Origin of the sequence: Xanthobacter autotrophicus (assembly GCF_005871085.1) — a bacterium.
Taxonomy (GTDB): domain Bacteria; phylum Pseudomonadota; class Alphaproteobacteria; order Rhizobiales; family Xanthobacteraceae; genus Xanthobacter; species Xanthobacter autotrophicus.
Genome location: NZ_VAUP01000011.1, coordinates 47,436 through 62,610, shown reverse-complemented (window position 1 = coordinate 62,610; position 15,175 = coordinate 47,436). Strand labels below are relative to the sequence as shown.

General features: G+C 65.5%; 13 protein-coding genes. 2 read left to right on the top strand and 11 right to left on the bottom strand.

Translation table 11 applies throughout. From position 1 onward, the window contains the following. Positions 1-22: 22 nt before the first annotated feature. The 10 genes from sucC to FBQ73_RS04145 all read right to left on the bottom strand — a co-directional run bounded on the left by sucC (position 23) and on the right by FBQ73_RS04145 (position 12,596). On the bottom strand, positions 23-1,225 hold the full coding sequence (gene sucC / locus FBQ73_RS04190; protein ID WP_138398265.1) for an ADP-forming succinate--CoA ligase subunit beta: 1,203 nt from the start codon (positions 1,223-1,225) through the stop codon (positions 23-25). A 476-nt stretch (positions 1,226-1,701) separates the two neighbouring features. Further along, complete coding sequence (frc, locus tag FBQ73_RS04185; protein ID WP_138398264.1) at positions 1,702-2,955, bottom strand: formyl-CoA transferase; 1,254 nt, start codon at positions 2,953-2,955, stop codon at positions 1,702-1,704. A 130-nt stretch (positions 2,956-3,085) separates the two neighbouring features. Further along, a complete protein-coding gene (locus FBQ73_RS04180) occupies positions 3,086-3,532 on the bottom strand; it encodes a PAS domain-containing protein (RefSeq protein WP_138398263.1) in 447 nt (148 codons plus the stop codon). Positions 3,533-3,624: 92 nt separating this feature from the next. Beyond that, positions 3,625-4,902: a formyl-CoA transferase gene (gene frc / locus FBQ73_RS04175; RefSeq protein ID WP_138398262.1), complete on the bottom strand. Its 1,278-nt coding sequence runs from the start codon at positions 4,900-4,902 to the stop codon at positions 3,625-3,627. A 136-nt stretch (positions 4,903-5,038) separates the two neighbouring features. After that, positions 5,039-6,793, bottom strand: coding sequence for an oxalyl-CoA decarboxylase (oxc, locus tag FBQ73_RS04170; RefSeq protein WP_138398261.1), 1,755 nt, complete (start codon positions 6,791-6,793; stop codon positions 5,039-5,041). A 46-nt stretch (positions 6,794-6,839) separates the two neighbouring features. After that, positions 6,840-7,475: a GntR family transcriptional regulator gene (locus tag FBQ73_RS04165; protein WP_138398267.1), complete on the bottom strand. Its 636-nt coding sequence runs from the start codon at positions 7,473-7,475 to the stop codon at positions 6,840-6,842. A gap of 341 nt (positions 7,476-7,816) precedes the next feature. Then, complete coding sequence (locus FBQ73_RS04160; RefSeq protein ID WP_392567221.1) at positions 7,817-9,283, bottom strand: tripartite tricarboxylate transporter permease; 1,467 nt, start codon at positions 9,281-9,283, stop codon at positions 7,817-7,819. 488 nt (positions 9,284-9,771) lie between these two features. After that, complete coding sequence (locus FBQ73_RS04155; RefSeq protein WP_138398259.1) at positions 9,772-10,287, bottom strand: tripartite tricarboxylate transporter TctB family protein; 516 nt, start codon at positions 10,285-10,287, stop codon at positions 9,772-9,774. 78 nt (positions 10,288-10,365) lie between these two features. Continuing rightward, positions 10,366-11,379, bottom strand: coding sequence for a Bug family tripartite tricarboxylate transporter substrate binding protein (locus FBQ73_RS04150; RefSeq protein ID WP_138398258.1), 1,014 nt, complete (start codon positions 11,377-11,379; stop codon positions 10,366-10,368). Positions 11,380-11,741: 362 nt separating this feature from the next. Continuing rightward, positions 11,742-12,596, bottom strand: coding sequence for an IclR family transcriptional regulator (locus FBQ73_RS04145; RefSeq protein WP_138398257.1), 855 nt, complete (start codon positions 12,594-12,596; stop codon positions 11,742-11,744). A gap of 205 nt (positions 12,597-12,801) precedes the next feature. On the opposite strand from FBQ73_RS04145, the gene FBQ73_RS04140 reads away from it, so the two are divergent. Next, complete coding sequence (locus FBQ73_RS04140) at positions 12,802-13,842, top strand: 2-dehydropantoate 2-reductase (protein WP_138398256.1); 1,041 nt, start codon at positions 12,802-12,804, stop codon at positions 13,840-13,842. A 176-nt stretch (positions 13,843-14,018) separates the two neighbouring features. Here FBQ73_RS04140 and FBQ73_RS23345 read toward each other — a convergent pair whose 3' ends face one another. Beyond that, on the bottom strand, positions 14,019-14,144 hold the full coding sequence (locus tag FBQ73_RS23345; RefSeq protein WP_269149852.1) for a hypothetical protein: 126 nt from the start codon (positions 14,142-14,144) through the stop codon (positions 14,019-14,021). Between the two features lie 444 nt (positions 14,145-14,588). On the opposite strand from FBQ73_RS23345, the gene FBQ73_RS04135 reads away from it, so the two are divergent. Continuing rightward, complete coding sequence (locus FBQ73_RS04135) at positions 14,589-15,170, top strand: YqaA family protein (protein WP_138398255.1); 582 nt, start codon at positions 14,589-14,591, stop codon at positions 15,168-15,170. Positions 15,171-15,175: the final 5 nt, after the last annotated feature.

Genomic DNA, 15,175 nt, shown 5'->3' with positions numbered 1-15,175 from the left:
TTGGCGTCGATAAGCACGGACATCACGCAGCTTCCTTCTTCACGGCCGCGACGATCTTCTGCGCCGCGTCATCGAGGTCATCCGCCGGGATCACGTTCAGACCCGACTCACGGATGATCGTCTTGCCCTCGTCCACATTGGTGCCGGCCAGCCGCACCACCAGGGGTACGTTCAGCCCCATCTGGCGCACCGCGGCGATGACGCCCTCAGCGATCACGTCGCAGCGCATGATGCCGCCGAAGATGTTCACCAATATTCCCTCGACATTGGGATCCGCGGTGATGATCTTGAAGGCCGCCGTCACCTTCTCCTTGGTGGCGCCGCCGCCCACGTCCAGAAAGTTCGCCGGCTCGCGGCCGTAGAGCTTGATGATGTCCATGGTCGCCATGGCAAGGCCCGCGCCATTCACCATGCAGCCGATGGTGCCATCGAGGGCAATATAGGACAGGTCGTAGCGCGAGGCCTCGATTTCCTTGAAGTCCTCCTCGCTCTCGTCCCGCAGCTGCACCACCTCGGGATGGCGGAACAGGGCATTGGAATCAAAGCCCACCTTGGCGTCGAGGCAGACGAGGCGATCGTCCCGCGTCAGCACCAGGGGGTTGATCTCCAGAAGGCTCATGTCCTTGTCGGTGAAGGCGCGATAGAGGTTTTCCGTCAGCGCCACGGCCTGCTTGGCGAGGTCGCCGGACAGCCCCAGCGCCTGCGCCACCTTGCGGCCGTGCAGGGGCTGCACGCCGGTGGCCGGGTCCACCGAGAAGGTGACGATGCGCTCGGGGGTGGCATGGGCCACTTCCTCGATGTCCATGCCGCCTTCAGTGGAGACCACGAAGGCCACGCGCGAGGTGGCGCGATCCACCAGCATGGACAGATAGAATTCCTTGTCGATGGAGGCGCCTTCCTCGATATAGAGGCGGTTCACCTGCTTGCCGTCCGGCCCGGTCTGGATGGTGACGAGGGTATTGCCCAGCATCTGCGCGGCGTTGGCCTTCACATCGGCGGGGGTCCGCACCACCCGTACGCCGCCCTTGGCATCCTCCGGTAGCTCCTTGAACTTGCCCTTGCCGCGCCCGCCGGCGTGGATCTGCGCCTTCACCACGAAGGCGATGCCACCCAGCTTCGCGGCGGCAGCTTCCGCTTCCTCGGCGGTGAAGGCGGCGATGCCGCGGGACACCGGCACGCCGAATTCCTTGAGAAGGGCTTTCGCCTGGTACTCGTGAATGTTCATGGGTTTCCTCCCTCGTCGAGGGCCGCGCATGCGGCGACCTCGGGCGCGGCTCTTGCGGCTGCGTCCTGCATCCTCGGCCTTGCGACCAAAGTCGGAGTGTGCACGCATTCCGGGCCGCGCACCAATGCGACACGACGCCTGTTCACGACGCCAATCGGGGCCGCAGGCGTGACGCTCTCGGCGGGGTTCCAGAGTGATCGCCGGCCCCTCAGGGGCGGCGCGGGACCGGCGACGGGCGCTCAGCGCCAAAGTGCCAGCACGGACGGTAGGCTCGTCAGGATCAGCCTGCGACAGGACATGCTGCGTGGCAGGCGACCTTCATGCGCGGCGGCTTGCCCTGCCGGGCCGAGCGCGCAAGCGTCGGGACATGGAGCCTCATTCCCGGGGGCGATAACTGGAACCCGGATATGTCCGGGTTCCAGTCTTGTAAAACGGAAGCCGGCTGTCGCCGACTTCCGGGATTGCCGAGTGGTCGATCAGACCACGCGGCCCTCGTGCATGGACTTGATCTGGTCCGCCGAATAGCCGAGCTCGGACAGGACCTCGTCGGTGTGCTCGCCCAGCAGCGGGGAGCCGGTGATCTCCACGTTGAGGTCGGAGAACTTGATGGGGCTGCCCACGGTGAGGTACTTGCCGCGCTGCTTGTGATCCACCTCGACGATGGTGCCGCTCTTGCGCAGCGACTCGTCCTCGGCGATCTCCTTCATGGTCAGCACCGGCGCGCAGGGGATGTCGAACTTGCGCAGGATGTCCACCGCCTCGAACTTGGTCTTGTCGGCGAGCCATTCCTCGATGGTGGCGAAGATGTCGAAGATCTTGTCCTGGCGGGCGCGGGCGGTGGAATAGGCCGGATCGTTGATCCATTCCGGCTTGCCGATGGCTTCCGCCACCTTGCCCCAGGCCTGTTCCTGCACGGTGAAGTAGATGTAGGCGTTGGGATCGGTCTCCCAGCCCTTGCACTTCAGCACCCAGCCCGGCTGGCCGCCGCCGCCCGCATTGCCGCCGCGCGGCACCACGTCGGAGAAGGTGCCGTTCGGATACTGCGGGTATTCCTCAAGGTAGCCCACGCGGTCGAGGCGCTGCTGGTCGCGCAGCTTCACGCGGCACAGGTTGATCACGGCGTCCTGCATGGACACGGCGACCTTCTGGCCCTTGCCGGTCTTGTTGCGGGCGTGGAGCGCCGTGAGGATGCCGATGGCAAGGTGCATGCCGGTGTTCGAGTCGCCGAGAGCCGCGGCCGACACGGTGGGCGGGCCATCCCAGAAGCCGGTGGTGGAGGCGGCGCCGCCGGCGCACTGGGCGACGTTCTCGTACACCTTCAGGTCTTCATAGTGGTGGCCGTCGGAGAAGCCCTTCACCGAGGCGACGATGAGGCCGGGGTTCAGCTCGTTGATGTGCTCCCAGGTGAAGCCCATGCGATCGAGGGCGCCGGGGCCGAAATTCTCCACCAGCACGTCGCTCTCCTTGATGAGCTTCGTGAGCACTTCCTTGCCCGCCGGGGTCTTGGTGTCGAGGGTCAGGGAGCGCTTGTTGGAGTTCAGCATGGTGAAGTAGAGCGCGTCGGCATTGGAGATGTCGCGCAGCTGGTTGCGCGTCACGTCGCCGGAGCCGGGGCGCTCCACCTTGATCACGTCCGCGCCGAACCAGGCGAGGAGCTGCGTGCAGGCCGGGCCGGCCTGAACGTGGGTGAAATCGATGATCTTGATGCCTTCCAACGGCTTGGTCGTCATGGTCGCGTTCCCTTATCAAGCGTTGCCTTAAGACCGGGAGGAGACGGGCAGTGGCGCCCTCTCGTCCCGAAAACCTCCGGCCGCGGCGGCCCAGGGCCGCCATCGAACCGATCCGTGCCGGTTGATCCGGCTATTGTGCTTGTTCCGTCGCCTTCAGCTTCGCCTCGAGCTCGGCGACGCGCTTCTGAAGGTTGCGTTCTTCCTTCCACCGCTCCGTCTCGTCGCGGATGACCGCGGCGACATGGGTCGGCTTTCCATCGGCCGAGAGGACGAGAGCGACGGTGAAGGCGATGGACAGGGCGTGCCCGTCCTTGTGGACGGCCGGGACGCGCAGGAGGCTGGTCCCGTAGCGGGTGACGCCCGTGCGCATGGTCACGTCGTAGCCATCCCAGTGCCGCTTGCGCTGGCGCTCCGGGATGATGATGTCGAGCGACTGGCCCAGGGCCTCGGCGGGCGCGAAGCCGAACATCCGCTCGGCGCCCGTGTTCCAGAGCGTGATGGCGCCGGCCTGGTCGCAGACGACAATGGCGTCTGCGACGGCATCTAGCAGCTGAGCAAGATCTAGGGCCGTAGTCATGACTTGCGTTCCTTCCTGCCTTTTGCTCCCCGCCGGCACGCGGCCGGCGGCAAGGGGCGGCCCCTCAGGGTGCCGCCCGGAGGCGCGATGACCTATTCCGCCGCCATCCGGCGCGGCTCGCCGAGCGCACCGGACTGGCGCAGGGCGTCAATGCGGTCCGGGGTCAGGCCCAGCACCTGGGAGAGCACCTCGTCCGTGTGCTCTCCGAGCAGCGGCGAGCGCTCCACGTCCACCTGGTTGTCCGAGAGCTTGATGGGGTTGCCCACGGTCAGGTAGGTACCGCGCACCGGGTGCTCCACCTCCACCAGCGTGCCGGTGGCATAGAGCGAGCGGTCCTCGGCGATCTCCTTCATGGACAGGATCGGCCCGCAGGGGATGTCATACTGGTTGAGGATCTCCATGGCCTCGAACTTGGTGTGGGCCATGGTCCACGCCTCGATGCGGGTGAAGATCTCGTTGAGATGCGGCAGGCGCGCGGCCGGGCTCGCATAGTCCGGCTTGGTCTTCCACTCCGGCTCGCCGATGACGTCGCAGATCTTCGACCACACCGGGCCCTGGGTGATGAAATAAATGTAGGCGTTGGGGTCCTGCTCCCAGCCCTTGCAACGCAGGATGCGGCCGGGCTGGCCACCGCCTGAATCGTTGCCGGCGCGCGGCACGGTCTCGCCGAAGGGCACGCCCTCGCCGAACTGGCTGTATTCCTTGAGCGGGCCATGGCCGAGGCGCTGCTGGTCGCGCAGCTTCACCCGGCACAGGTTGAGCACCGCGTCCTGCATGGCGCACAGCACCTTCTGGCCACGCCCGGTGTGCTCGCGCTGGAACAGCGCGGTGACGATGCCCAGCGCCAGGTGCAGGCCGGTGCCCGAATCGCCGATCTGGGCCGCGCTGACCACCGGCGGACCATCGCGGAAGCCGGTGGTGGAGGCGGCGCCGCCGGCGCACTGGGCCACGTTTTCGTAGACCTTGCAGTCCTCGAACGGGCCGGGGCCGAAGCCCTTCACCGAGGCGAGGATGAGGCGCGGATTGATGGAGGACAGGCGCTCCCAGGTCAGCCCCATGCGATCCAGCGCACCGGGAGCGAAATTCTCCACCAGCACGTCGCAGCGCCGCACCAGGTCTTCGAGCACGGCCTTGCCGTCCGCCGTCTTGGTGTCGAGCGTGATGGAGCGCTTGTTGGAGTTGAGCATGGTGAAGTAGAGGCTGTCCGCGTCGCCGACATCGCGCAGCTGGCCGCGCGTCACGTCGCCTTCGCCCGGCCGCTCCACCTTGATCACGTCGGCGCCGAACCACGCGAGCAGCTGGGTGCAGCTCGGTCCGGATTGAACGTGGGTGAAGTCCAGGATGCGGACCCCCTCTAGTGCCTTGCCCATCTTGTCCTCGCTCCGGCTGGTCTTGCGACGCTGCGCCGCTTTAGTGTCTCGTTCCCGGATTACTGTTTTTGTTTTGGGTCTTCGGGTGTTGCAGGCGGAATTTCTCCCGCCTGCAAATGGTGTCGGGTCGAAAAGATCACTTCTTCTTTTTGACCACGCTCTGCGGGTTGAGCGAGCCGATGTTGCCGCTCTCGGAGCCGGCCGCCGGATCGATCACCGCGTTGATCAGGGTGGGCTTGCCGCTGTCCATGGCGGCGCTCACGGCGCGATAGAGCTCGTCGGGGGAGGTGACGTGCACGCCCACACCGCCGAAGGCTTCCATCATCTTGTCGTAGCGGGCGCCGGGCACGAACACCGTGGTGCCGGGATCACGCCCGGTGGGGTCGGTGTCGGTGCCGCGATAGATGCCGTTGTTGTTGAAGATCACGATGGTGACCGGCAGGTCGTAGCGGCAGATGGTCTCCACCTCCATGCCCGAGAAGCCGAAGGCGCTGTCGCCTTCCACCGCGAGCACCGGCTTGCCGGTTTCCACGGCCGCGCCCACCGCGAAGCCCATGCCGATGCCCATCACGCCCCAGGTGCCCACGTCCAGGCGCTTGCGCGGCTGGTACATGTCGATGATGCCGCGGGCGAGATCGAGCGTGTTGGCGCCCTCGTTGACGAGGATGGCGTCGGGCCGCTCCTTGATCACGTTCTTCAGCGCGCCGAGCGCCGAGTGGAAGTCCATGGGCACCGAATTCTTGAGCAGTTTCGGCGCCATCTTGGCGATGTTGGCTTCCTTCTTGGAGCGGATGGTCTCCACCCACTCGGCGGGCGGGGCCTGCCAGCTGCCGTCGATGCGGGCGTTCAGCGCCGCGATGACGGAGCCGATGTCACCCACCAGAGGAGCCTTGATCTCCACATTGGAGTCCATCTCGCGGGGCTCGATGTCCACCTGGATGAACTGCTTGGGCTTGTCGCCCCAGGTCTTGCCCTTGCCGTGGGACAACAGCCAGTTGAGGCGGGCGCCGACGAGGAGCACCACGTCAGCATCCTTCAGCGCGGTGGAGCGCGCGGCGCCGGCGGACTGGGGATGGGTGTCGGGCAGGAGGCCCTTGGCCATGCTCATGGGCAGGAAGGGAATGCCGCTGTTCTCGACGAACGCGCGGATCTCTTCATCCGCCTGGGCGTAGGCCGCGCCCTTGCCGAGGATGATGAGGGGCTTCTTGGCGCCCTTCAGGAGGTCGATGGCGCGGTCCACGGCGGCGGGCGAGGGGATCTGCGCCGGGGCCGCGTCGATCACCTTCACCAGCGATTTCGCGCCGGCTTCGGCATCCATCGCCTGCGAGAACAGCTTGGCCGGCAGGTCGAGATAGACGCCGCCGGGACGGCCCGACACCGCCGCGCGGATGGCCCGCGCCACGCCGATGCCGATGTCCGCCGCGTGCAGCACGCGGAAGGCCGCCTTGCACAGGGGCTTGGCGATGGCGAGTTGGTCCATCTCCTCGTAGTCGCCCTGCTGGAGATCGACGATCTCGCGCTCGGACGAGCCGGAGATGAGGATCATCGGGAAGCAGTTTGTCGTGGCGTTGGCGAGCGCGGTCAGGCCGTTGAGGAAGCCCGGCGCGGAGACGGTGAGGCACACGCCCGGCGTCTTGGTGAGGAAGCCGGCGATGGCCGCCGCGTTGCCGGCATTCTGCTCATGACGGAAGGAAATGACGCGGATCCCCTCCTCCTGGGCCATGCGGCCGAGGTCGGTGATCGGGATGCCGGGGACGCCGTAGATGGTCTCGATGCCGTTGAGCTTCAGGGCATCGATGACGAGGTGGAAGCCGTCGGTAAGCTCCTGCTCGGCCGCCGGGTCGAGATGCACCACGTTGTCTTCAATCTTGGTCTTTTCCGCCGTTGCCATGAGGCGTCTCCTTCAGCGCGTCGTCCCGGTTCGGCTTGTTCTCGGCCTATTCGGGAAAGACACCGTGCCGCTCCACATGGGCCGCAAGGCCCATGGTGTGTTCCCGCACCAGGCGCTCGGCGAGATCAGGGTCCCTTTGCTCGAGCGCGTCGATGATCGCCATGTGTTCCCGCATGGAGATTTCAAACCGGTTCTCCTGCCGCACCGACACCGCGCGGATGGCGCGCATGTGCAGGAACAGGTTCCCGGTCATGTCCACGATCAGGCGGCAACCTCCCATGCGGATGACCGCCTGGTGGAAGGCGATGTTCGCCTGCGAATATTCATGCATGGGACCCGCCGGCGGCGAGGCCTCGAATTCATTGAACAGCCGGCGCAGGCTGGCGATCTCGTCGTCGGAGGCATGGGTCGCGGCAAGCCGCGCCGCCATGCCTTCCAGCGCCGCCCAGACCACGATGAGATCGAGGATCTCGCGCTTGGTCTTGCGCACCACGAAAATGCCCCGGCGCGGCACCGAGCGCACGAAGCCCTCCTGCTCGAGGACCGTCATGGCCTCGCGGATGGGCGTGCGGGACACGCCGAGTGTCTCGGACAGCTGGCGCTCGTCGAGGCGGAACTCGGCGGCGCTGCCGTAGATATCCATTTGGGTGATGGCTCGCTTGAGCGCATCGTAGGCAAGCATGCGCAGGCTCGAGGCAGCCTCCAACGGCTCGACGTTGAGCTTCGGAGGGTCCGCGACCGTCGCGGGGGTCTGATGCACGGGCAATTGATGCACGACCTTGGCTTCCTCTCCCTGGAGCGGCCACCTTCTGGCGAGGCGGTCCAAATCCGTGAAATACTGTATACGGTCTTCATAACGCCAACGCAATCCCGCAGCCTGGACAATCGATTGCGCACCGCAGCATTACTGGGCTTTCGCGGGGTCGAGACAGGCCCGAAGTCCCCCGCGACTGTTCTCGTTCGGACCTGCCGAAGGCGGGGCGGCGACCGGTGCCGCCCCGCCGGATTTCGCTCAGGTCCGGCTCACTCGGCTGCGGCGGGCTTGGAGCCGTCCGCCTTGAACCGGGCGAGGAGCATGGCGATCAGCGGCCAGATCAGCATGACCAGGGCCAGCGTCACGATGGAGCCCACCAGTGGGTTGGACCAGAAGATGGAGAGGTGGCCCTGGGAGACCAGCATGGCCTGGCGGAACGAGGATTCCGCCATATCGCCCAGCACCAGCGCAAGCACCAGCGGCGCCAGCGGATATTGCAGCTTCTTGAACAGGTAGCCGATGACGCCGAACACCAGCATCACGGCGATGTCCAGCCCGGCATTGTGCACCGTGTAGGCGCCCACCGCGCAGATCACCAGGATGATGGGCGCGATGACGCTGAACGGGATGCGCAGGATGGCCGCGAAGATCGGGACGGTGGTCAGCACCACGATCAGGCCGGCGATGTTGCCGAGATAGATGGAGGCGATGAGGCCCCACACGAAGTCCTTCTGTTCCACGAACAGCAGCGGCCCCGGCTGGAGGCCCCAGATGAGCAGGCCGCCCAGCAGCACCGCCGCCGTGGGCGAGCCGGGGATGCCGAGCGTCAGCATGGGCAGCAGCGCCGAAGTGCCGGCGGCATGGGCCGCCACTTCCGGCATCACCACGCCCTCCAGTTCGCCCTTGCCGAAGTTGCGTCCGTTCTTGGAGAACTTCTTGGCGAGGCCGTAGCTCATGAAGGAAGCCGGCGTGGCGCCACCGGGGGTGACGCCCATCCAGCAGCCGACGATGGCCGAGCGCAGGCAGCCTACCCAGTATTGCGGCAGCTTCTTCCAGGTGTCGAACACCACTCGCGCGTTGATGGCGGCGCTCTTGCCCTTGAAGGCGAGACCCTCTTCCATGGTGAGCAGGATTTCACCGACGCCGAACAGGCCGATGACCGCCACCAGGAAGTCGAAGCCGCGCAGCAGCTCCACCGAGCCAAAGGTCATACGCAGCTGACCGGTCACCGTGTCGATGCCCACGGCCGCCAGGGCAAAGCCCAGCATCATGGCCGCGATGACCTTGGCCGCCGGTTCTCGCCCCATGCCCACGAAGGCGCAGAAGGTGAGGAGGTAGACCGCGAAGAACTCCGCCGGCCCGAACTGCAGCGCGAACTTCGCGATGACCGGCGCGAGGAAGGTGATGAGCAGCACCGCGAAGAAGGCGCCGATGAAGGAGCCGGTAAACGCCCCGGTCAGGGCTTCGCCGGCTTTTCCCTTCTGGGCCATGGGGTGCCCGTCGAAGGTGGTGGCGACACTCCATGGCTCGCCTGGAATGTTGAACAGGATGGAGGTGATGGCGCCGCCGAACAACGCCCCCCAATAGATGGAGGACAGCATGATGATGGCGGAGACCGGCGTCATGGAGAAGGTCAGCGGCAGCAGGATGGCGACGCCGTTCGCGCCGCCCAGCCCCGGCAGCACCCCGATGAGCACGCCGAGCATGATGCCGACAAACATGTAGACGATGTTCATGGGGTCGGCGAGGACACCGAACCCTCCGATGAGTGAGGTGAGCGCTTCCACGGGGTCCTCCGTTGCGCCGCCTCGACCGCATCCAGGGCGGCATCGAGGGGCGGGCGCGTTGTCTTTTCAGGGTTTGGCCGTGTTCAGGCATCGCGGCTGAGCCGGCGCGCCGGACTTGTCTTCGCGGGGCGCCCAAGGCCTGGGTCCACCGGACCAGGTGATGCGGGCGCAGCGCACGGTGCGCGGGCCTTGCCCTCGCGCACCTCGATCATTTTCGTGTTGTCCTAAACAGTAAAAAGGATCGATTACGAGATTCAGACCGTGCTCTTCGTGCGAACCGGCATGATGTTGTTTGCACATGATTTCGTGTGCAAAGACTCCGCCGTCCAAGCCCCGTGCGGGGAGGGCTTCGCCCAGACGCCGCGTGGAAGAGCCTTCCGCTCAGGCCCCGCGGACTTGGACCATGGCCGAAGAGTCAAGCTCTTCGGCCATGGACATCAGTAGCCGAGCGCGGTTTCGAGCGGCCCCTTCGGCAGGGGCACGAGGAACCAGACCTCGAACATCACGAAAAGCGCAAGGGGCACGCCCACCGCGACGGGGATGATCTTCGCCAGCGAATACTTGCCTAGCCACCACATGAAGAAGGCAATGAAGAGGGCGGAGGCGAGATAGATCCCCAGGAGGAAGATCAGCCCCACATAGGCCGTCGTCGGGATCAGCACCTGCATGACCGAGGCGAATTGCGTGCGATCGACGAAATTGGTGAGGTCGGGATGACGTGTGACCAGGTTCTGCACCAGCGTGACGGTGCTGGCGATGAACATGATGAGGCCCACGTAGAACGGGAAGTAACCCGCCTCGGGTCCGTCCGCCGCCCAGCTTGCGCCGACGCGCCAGCTGTCGCTCATCACCAGTGCCGAGAAGCCCATGAAGATGAGGGCCACCACCGCGTCCATGGTGCGGTTGGTGACGGTTTTCTCATTGCGGCCAGTATGGCCGGTTTCGCTGCTCATGACCCATTCTCCCGTTGACGAAGACAAGACTGCCGCGCCGGGAAGGGCTCCGCCGAAGGCCCGGCGGAGCCCCGCCCGCTACTTCGCGACGAAGCCGGCCTTCTCCATCAGGTCCTTGTGGGTCGCCTCGGCCTTGGTGAGCCAGGCGGCATAGTCGGTGCCGGTCAGGGCGGTGGTGTTGAACGCGCCCTTCTGCATGAAGTCTTGCCACTCAGGGGTGGCGCGCACCCGTTTGAACAGATCGACGAAATACTCGACCTGCTCTTTCGAGGCGCCCGGCGGCATGAAGATGCCGCGCAGCATCAGGTATTCGATGTCGAGCCCGGCTTCCTTGCAGGTGGGAATATCGGCCCACGCCTTGCCGTTGGCGATGGGCTCCTTGTAGGGCAGGCGCTTGTCGTCGAACACGCACAGCGGCTTCAGCTCGCCCGCGCGCCACTGGGAGACCGCCTCGATGGGGTTGTTCACCGAAGAGGTGACATGGCCGCCCACAAGCTGCGCCGCCACGTCGCCGCCGCCCTTGTAGGGCACATAGATGAACTTCGCGCCGGTCTTCTGCTCGATGGCGGCGGTGATGATCTGGTCTTCCTGCTTGGAGCCGGTGCCGCCCATCTTGAACACCTGATCTCCCGACGCCGCCTTCAGCGCCGCCAGATAGCCCTTCACGTCGTCATAGGGCGCCTTGGCATTCACCCACAGGACGAATTCGTCGAGGGCGAGCATGGAGACCGGAGTCATGTCCTTCCAGGAGAAGGGCACGCCGGTGGCGATGGGCGTGGTGAAGAGGTTGGACAGGGAAATGATGACCTTGTGCGGGTTCCGATTGGAGCCCTTCACGTCGAGAAAGCCTTCGGCGCCCGCGCCGCCGGACTTGTTGATGACGACGAGGGACTGATTCATCAGGTTGTTCTTCTGAACAATACCTTGAATCATGCGCGCCATCTGGTCGGCGCCCCCGCCCGTGCCTGCGGGCACGATGAATTCAACGGTCTTGGTCGGTTCCCAGGCGTGTGCCGCAAAGGGTGCAAGGGCAGTTGCTACTGCGAGCGCGGCCGCGCCTCGCCTGATCGTTCTGGCGATTGCCGAGTGCATGATGGTCTTCCTCCCGGATCGTCCGCTTTTTTGGTGTGCGGATCGAGACTGTGCCAATCGAGACTGAGCCGATCGAGATGGGAGCCGCATCAGCCCATGCCGGCTGGCCTGCGTGCAGGATCCATCTCTCGATTTTTGGAGAGAGACCGCTTTACCGGCCGGATGTGAATGTGATCGGGCCGAAACGGTCTCTCACGTCTTGTTTTATTTGGCGTTCTATTTGGCGCTTCCACCGCTTACGTTAGGGCGGCCCCCGAAGAGTATAATGCACTTGACCTGTGTCAATTGGAATTTTCAATTCCGCATTCGGTACTCTGTATTTTAATATTTTGGATAATGTATGCCAGTTTGGTCAGTAGATATTACCGATAGGCAGCATAGTCCTGCGAAAGGCTTTCATCGACGCCCGAATAAAGCCGCGTCATCTGCTCGGCCGCAGACGCCACGCGCCGCCCGAGGCGCAGGATGCGGTCCTCGCTCATGCGCACGGCGGGAGCGGAGACCGAGACCGCGCCGATGGGATCGCGCCACTCGTTGAGAATCGCGGCGGCCACCGCCCGCATGCCCGGCGCATGCTCCTCCCGGTCCACGGCGAATCCCCGTTCCAGAATCGCGCTCACGTCATCCATCAGCGCCCGCTCCTCCCGGTGGGTGGCGGTGGTGAAGGGTTCGTAGCGGATCTGGCCGAGGCAGGCGCCGCGGAAGGCGGGCGTGGCGGCGGCCAGCACCGCCTTGCCGGCGGCGGTGGCATGCAGCGGCAGCCGCGCCCCGAGCCGGAAGAAGGCGCGCACCGGCGCATGGGCCTCCGCCTGGGCCACCACAACCAGCTCCATGGCGTCGAACATGGCGAGGTTCACGGTTTCGTCGGTCTCGTGCAGCAGCCGGCGGATCACCGGGCGGCCGATGTCCGGTAGCTTGCGGATCCGCAGATAGGCAGAGCCGATGCGGAACAGGCCCAGTCCCACCGTCCATAGCCCGGTAGACAGATCGTGATTCACCAGTTGGCGCTTTTCCAGCGTGGTGAGCAGGCGATGCACCGTGGACACCGGCAGTTCCGCCCGACGGGCGATCTCGGCCAGCGCCATGCCGTCCTGATCCGCCACCACCCGCAGCAGGGCGATGGCGCGATCCAGCGACTGGACCTCGGCCCCACCCTCGGCGGCGGTGCCCGAGGCGGGGCGACCCCTGCGGCGTGGCGCGACCTCGGTCTCCGGCATCCCAATACTCCCTACCTGCTTGGCTGCGGCTCTGCGCGTCGGCCCCCAAAGTAGCTGTACGGCGGCCGACGTCCACCCTGTGACAAATTTTCCATCTTCCGGAATTAATTTCCACTGCTATCGTGAGGTCGATGGTTGCCAAGGGCGGAGCGTGCGCTCTAGTCTGGCATACATAATACGTAATGAACGACGGGAGGGATCTGCCATGAAGGTGTGCATCTACGGAGCCGGAGCCATCGGCGGATATCTGGGCGCCCAGCTCGCCAGCGCCGGAGCCGAGGTGAGTCTCGTAGCCCGCGGCGGCCACTTGGAAGCTATGCAGAGCAACGGCCTGAAGCTGCTGATCAACGGCGAGGAGCGCGTGAGCCACGTCCGCGCCACCGACGATCCCCGCGAGCTCGGTCCGCAGGATTACGTCATCATCGCCCTCAAGGGCCATTCGGTGCCGGGCGTGGTGGAGCGGATGCGCCCCCTCATGGGCAACGACACCGCCATCGTCACCGCCGTGAACGGCGTGCCCTACTGGTATTTCTACAAGCATGGCGGCGCGCTGGAGAACCGGACCCTGTCCACCATTGATCCCGGTGCCCGCCAGTGGGAGGTGCTGGGACCCGAGCGCGCGCTCGGCTGCATCGTCTACCCGGCCACCGAAGTGGTGGCGCCAGGCGTGATCCAGCACATCTACGGCGACAAGTTCCCCCTCGGCGAGCCCTCGGGCGAGATCACGCCGCGGGTGACCGCGCTCAGCCAGATGATGGAGAAGGGCGGCCTGCGTGCGCCGGTGCTGACCAACATCCGCGACGAGCTGTGGCTGAAACTGTGGGGCAACCTGTGCTTCAACCCCATCAGCGCCCTCACCCACGCCACCCTCGACATCATCGCCGCCGATCCCGGCACCCGCGCCGTGGCCCGGTCCATGATGCTGGAAGCCAAGGCGGTCGCCGAGAAGCTGGGCATCAACTTCCGCGTGGACGTGGAGCGGCGGATCAACGGCGCCGGGGCGGTGGGCGCCCACAAGACCTCCATGCTGCAGGACCTGGAGCGCGACCGCCCCATGGAGATCGACCCGCTGGTGAGCGTGGTCCAGGAAATGGCCCAGATGCTCGAACTGCCCACTCCCACCCTCGACGTGGTTCTGGCCCTGGTGCGCCAGCGCGCGGCCATGGCCGGCCTCGGCGACATCCTCGCCGTGCCGCCGGTCACCGCCGCCGATCTCGTGCCTGCGAAGAAGGCTGCCTCGCACTGAGCCGGGCGAGGCTCCGGCCGGCGGCAACGCCCCGGAGCCTCCCTGCCCTAGGGTAATGATGCAAGCAAAAGAAAAGGCCGGGTCTCGCCCGGCCTTTTTCATTTCAGTGGTTGAATGTCCGGATCACGCCCGGCCTCGCACGCTGCGCCGGCACGGGGCCAGCGCGGCGGATGCGATCACTCGCTCTCCGTCATCGGGGCGGCGAGGGGCGTTCCCGGGTTCGGCTGGCTGGCGTTCAGCGCCATTCCCGTCAGGACATAGCCGAGCACGAGAGCGGCAAACACGGCGATTCGCTTGAACATCCTCATCCCTCAACTTGGTCGCGGCCAGACCGAGCCGAATTGTGCATCGTCCCGACGTCGCATGCTTTAATCGCCATGCGCCGCACAAGAGCTGAACACCTACTTCAGCAGCGGTTCATAAAGCCTGAACAGGCTGATCCCATTTGACTTCCGGGTCTTCCCCGGAAGAACGGCACCATGCCCCCAGACACCGAAAACCGGGGCTCGCCCCGCGCGACTCAGGTTTCGGTGCCTGTGGTCTTACACCGCACAGAATGCCCTGTCTGTGTCCGGCCGGTCACAGCCTGTCTTTGCGTGGAGATCACGGTAAAGCAATGGTTTACGTGTCGTAAGGGGGGACTGGCGGGATGTCGCGGGGACCTTTCACAGCCTCCCGGCGCTTTACTCGACCGGTAGGACGCTCTAAGCCGAGGGACCTTTTATACCGCACCGCACAAGGCGCCCATGCTCCGCAAGCTCTACGACTGGATCATCGCCTATTCCGCGAAGCCGTCGGCGCCCTGGGCGCTCGCTTTGGTTGCATTTGCGGAAAGCTCCGTCTTTCCGGTGCCACCGGACGTGCTGCAGGTGCCCATGACGCTGGCGCGCCCAGATCGTGCCTGGCGCTATGCGCTCATCGCCACCGTCTCGTCGGTGCTCGGAGGGCTGGTGGGCTACGCCATCGGCGCGCTGCTCTATGATAGCGTCGGCAAGTTCCTGATCGACCTTTATGGCTACGGCTCGAAGGTGGACCAGTTCCGCGCCGCCTACGCCCATTACGGCCATTGGGTGATCCTGCTGAAGGGGCTGACACCCATCCCCTTCAAGCTCGTGACCATCACCTCGGGCTTCGCCGACTATAATCTGTTCTGGTTCGTGGTGCTGTCGATCATCACCCGCGGCGCGCGCTTCTTCATCCTCGCGGCGATCCTGCATTATTTCGGGCCGTCGGCGCGGGAGTTCATCGAGAAGCGGCTCGGCCTCGTCACCCTCGGCTTCCTCGGCGTTCTGGTGATCGGCCTCGTGGCGGCCGCCTATTTCGCCTGATGCGT

What these genes read in the sequence shown, in the direction of transcription:
- sucC (WP_138398265.1), bottom strand. Translation starts at nt 1,225, where the DNA reads ATGAACATTCACGAGTACCAGGCGAAAGCCCTTCTCAAGGAATTCGGC.
- frc (WP_138398264.1), bottom strand. Translation starts at nt 2,955, where the DNA reads ATGACGACCAAGCCGTTGGAAGGCATCAAGATCATCGATTTCACCCAC.
- FBQ73_RS04180 (WP_138398263.1), bottom strand. Translation starts at nt 3,532, where the DNA reads ATGACTACGGCCCTAGATCTTGCTCAGCTGCTAGATGCCGTCGCAGAC.
- frc (WP_138398262.1), bottom strand. Translation starts at nt 4,902, where the DNA reads ATGGGCAAGGCACTAGAGGGGGTCCGCATCCTGGACTTCACCCACGTT.
- oxc (WP_138398261.1), bottom strand. Translation starts at nt 6,793, where the DNA reads ATGGCAACGGCGGAAAAGACCAAGATTGAAGACAACGTGGTGCATCTC.
- FBQ73_RS04165 (WP_138398267.1), bottom strand. Translation starts at nt 7,475, where the DNA reads ATGCTTGCCTACGATGCGCTCAAGCGAGCCATCACCCAAATGGATATC.
- FBQ73_RS04160 (WP_392567221.1), bottom strand. Translation starts at nt 9,283, where the DNA reads ATGAACATCGTCTACATGTTTGTCGGCATCATGCTCGGCGTGCTCATC.
- FBQ73_RS04155 (WP_138398259.1), bottom strand. Translation starts at nt 10,287, where the DNA reads ATGAGCAGCGAAACCGGCCATACTGGCCGCAATGAGAAAACCGTCACC.
- FBQ73_RS04150 (WP_138398258.1), bottom strand. Translation starts at nt 11,379, where the DNA reads ATGCACTCGGCAATCGCCAGAACGATCAGGCGAGGCGCGGCCGCGCTC.
- FBQ73_RS04145 (WP_138398257.1), bottom strand. Translation starts at nt 12,596, where the DNA reads ATGCCGGAGACCGAGGTCGCGCCACGCCGCAGGGGTCGCCCCGCCTCG.
- FBQ73_RS04140 (WP_138398256.1), top strand. Translation starts at nt 12,802, where the DNA reads ATGAAGGTGTGCATCTACGGAGCCGGAGCCATCGGCGGATATCTGGGC.
- FBQ73_RS23345 (WP_269149852.1), bottom strand. Translation starts at nt 14,144, where the DNA reads ATGTTCAAGCGAATCGCCGTGTTTGCCGCTCTCGTGCTCGGCTATGTC.
- FBQ73_RS04135 (WP_138398255.1), top strand. Translation starts at nt 14,589, where the DNA reads ATGCTCCGCAAGCTCTACGACTGGATCATCGCCTATTCCGCGAAGCCG.